This is a genomic window from Vibrio sp. 811, assembly GCF_033339195.1.
Genome location: NZ_JAWOUB010000050.1, coordinates 1 through 2,713, shown reverse-complemented (window position 1 = coordinate 2,713; position 2,713 = coordinate 1). Strand labels below are relative to the sequence as shown.

At 45.0% G+C, this 2,713-nt stretch carries 4 protein-coding genes and 1 pseudogene; 4 read left to right on the top strand and 1 reads right to left on the bottom strand.

Annotation, left to right across the window (positions count from 1 at the left end):
- Positions 1-235 (bottom strand): hypothetical protein (locus R7Q46_RS24605; RefSeq protein WP_318077858.1); only part of this gene is annotated, 235 nt, incomplete at its 3' end.
- 441 nt (positions 236-676) lie between these two features.
- On the opposite strand from R7Q46_RS24605, the gene R7Q46_RS24600 reads away from it, so the two are divergent.
- The 4 genes and pseudogenes from R7Q46_RS24600 to R7Q46_RS24590 form a co-directional block, all read left to right on the top strand.
- On the top strand, positions 677-1,018 hold the full coding sequence (locus R7Q46_RS24600; protein ID WP_318077857.1) for a MobC family plasmid mobilization relaxosome protein: 342 nt from the start codon (positions 677-679) through the stop codon (positions 1,016-1,018).
- A gap of 687 nt (positions 1,019-1,705) precedes the next feature.
- Positions 1,706-2,173: an MbeB family mobilization protein gene (locus R7Q46_RS30840; protein ID WP_411978765.1), complete on the top strand. Its 468-nt coding sequence runs from the start codon at positions 1,706-1,708 to the stop codon at positions 2,171-2,173.
- Positions 2,174-2,407, top strand: a complete 234-nt coding sequence (locus R7Q46_RS30835; RefSeq protein WP_169567099.1) for an MbeD/MobD family mobilization/exclusion protein — start codon at positions 2,174-2,176, stop codon at positions 2,405-2,407.
- Between the two features lie 61 nt (positions 2,408-2,468).
- Positions 2,469-2,713, top strand: a pseudogene (locus R7Q46_RS24590) (hypothetical protein); the annotation flags it as partial.

Below are 2,713 nucleotides of genomic sequence, written 5' to 3'. Positions count from 1 at the left end.
AATCCCCAGATGTGACAAAACCGACCCTGCAAGGTCGGCTTTGATCGGAATACTTACTGGTTTGACGGCCTGTGTAAGTCCTTTCATGATAGCCCATATCGTTTAAGCACTTCAAGTATTCCTGCACTCTGTTTGGACTCAAGATGTTTTGGACAGAGCGATGCGCATCAGCCACCGACCAAGGGAAGTTCCAAAGGTGGCAGGTAAAGGCACTAATCAAAACTTGCGAAAGCACGATAAAACCGCTCTCTTGTAGCTGCTAGAGGGAGAACTGCGGAAAAGGAATAATTGATTAGTGTTGTGAGACTGGAATGGGGGCGTAAAGCCTTACTCACAGCGCAGGGCAGCCCGAAAGGGAAGAGACTTACCCAATCTGAAAGCGACCAAAAAGATACCCAAATCACTCATAAATTTGAGTTGAAATGGGTAGGGGTCGGCGCAGCCGAAAGGGTGGTGTGCGCTAGCTTGGCTAGCCTCCTCTTTGCTCTTACTGTCATTGTTTGATACTTCATGATTTCCCTTATTTGCATTTCTTTATCTTACTTTCTATCTTTTGTTAAGCACATAAGCAAGGCTACACAAAGACCCCTCCACTTCGTTACGTTGTCATTGTGCCTTGTAAGGGACGCTACGCTCCCTTAACCCTAGTTAAAAGCACTCAAACTAAAGAATTGCCATGACTGAAAAGAAGAAAGTAATACGAGAAAAGTCCATCAAGATCAGGGTAACTGAGGTTGAACTTCAAGCTTTGAAAGATCGGTGTGATGGTTCGGAATTAGCTCCTTGGATGAGGGAAACTTGTCTTGGGGAACGGACTCTTAAAAGAGCTAATGTTCCTAAAGTAGACCCCGCATTATTGCGCCAGTTATCTGGACTTGGAAATAACTTGAATCAGATCACTAGAGTAGTGAATACCCAGAATTATGATGTCGTGAATGTGGTTCAAGTATTGGCTCAACTTTCAGCACTAGAACGTCAGCTTGGGCTAATCATGGCAGAACATGAGGTCTCAACATGATTGTTCAATTTGCTCGTAGAGGTAAGGGTGTTGGGAGTGGTCCTGTTGATTATCTCTTAGGGCAAGAGCGAAATCGGGAGGGGGCGACACTCAACCAAGGCGACCCTGATTTAATTCAATCACTCATCGATTCGAGTCCTTACGCCAAAAAGTACACATCGGGCTTTCTCTGTTTTGCTGAAGCGGATTTAACACAAGAGACGAAAGATCGTCTCATGGCAGACTTTGAAAAGGCATTGTTACCTGGCTTAGACAAAGACCAATACTCCATTCTTTGGGTAGAGCATCTTGATAAAGGGCGGTTAGAGCTGAATTTTGTTATTCCAAATATTGAGCTTCATTCTGGCAAGCGACTTCAACCTTACTACCACTTTGCAGACAATCCTCGTATCGATGCGTGGCGCACGATTCAGAATCTTGAGCTAGGGCTTCATGACCCAGATGATCCTGCTAATCAGCAAGAATTAGTGAGTGCTAAAGACACGCCATCCGATGCAAAAGAGATTCAGCAACTTCTCACGGATGGTCTACTCAACCTTGCTCAATCAGGCGTGATCCGCAGTCGTAAAGGTGTGATTGGTGCGCTTGAAAGTAGAGGGTTTGAGATCACCAGAGTGACCGCTAAAAGCATCAGTATTAAGAATCCCGAAAGTGGGAAACGAAATATAAGACTAAAAGGTTTGTTGTATGAGCAAGATTTTGAATATGGCGAGGGACTTCAATTCGCAATCGAAGAAGCAAGCCAACGCTATCGAGCAAACGCTAAAGAAAGACTTCGAGAGGCACGTACAACGTATTCAAGATGCGTTGAAATCAAGCGAGCAGAAAATCATAAACGACATCCAAGAGCAGCAATCACGTTTGAATCTCTTGGTGATGAAAACATGGATTTGGTTGCCAGTGACCCTGTTATTTTTGGTGATCGTCAGTTACGGGATCGCTTGGTATCAAGGGCAGACGATATTAGACAATCAGAAAAAGATAGCCCGCCAAAAAGCGATCCTAGAGCAGTTCCAGAACAAGACTTGGGGGCTTTCTCTGTACGAGAGCCAGAAAGGGGAACGTTTTATTGTGATACCAGAGGGTTACTCGATTCTGGAGGGGTGGACAATGAACGATGGCAAGAACGAGCTGATCAAGTTGGAGAGGAAATAAATGACCGAGCTAGAGAAACAACTTTTGCACGCCTTCGAGGTTTTAGAGAGGCAGCACAAGGAGCAGCACAGCGAGTTCGTGAAGCTCTACAAGGATTTAGAGAAAAGATTCGAGCAGAGCAGCGAGGAGAACCAACGTTTACAGAGCAGTGTGAGCAGCTTGACCATGCAAGTAAACAACTTGACGCAGCAGCTCCAGTCGTTGGAAAAGCAATACAGCAAGAGCAGTCGTTAGCACGACAAAATCGCAGAGGTCGAGGTTTCGGATTTAATCGTTAATACATTTGAAAATACGCTTGCCAGGAGTACAATGTACTCCTATTCTTTTGGGAGAGGATCGGGTTATTAGCTACGCATTAGAGTTTATTGAAACGCCATTGTTTGAATCTCAGCGAAAAGAGATGCTCACGGATGAAGAGTTTCGAGCGTTGCAGTCAGACATCATCAAAAACCCAGAAATGGGATCGTTGATTGTCGGAACGGGAGGGCTAAGAAAAGTTCGCCTTGCTGGAGAATCGACAGGTAAGAGTGGTGGTTATCG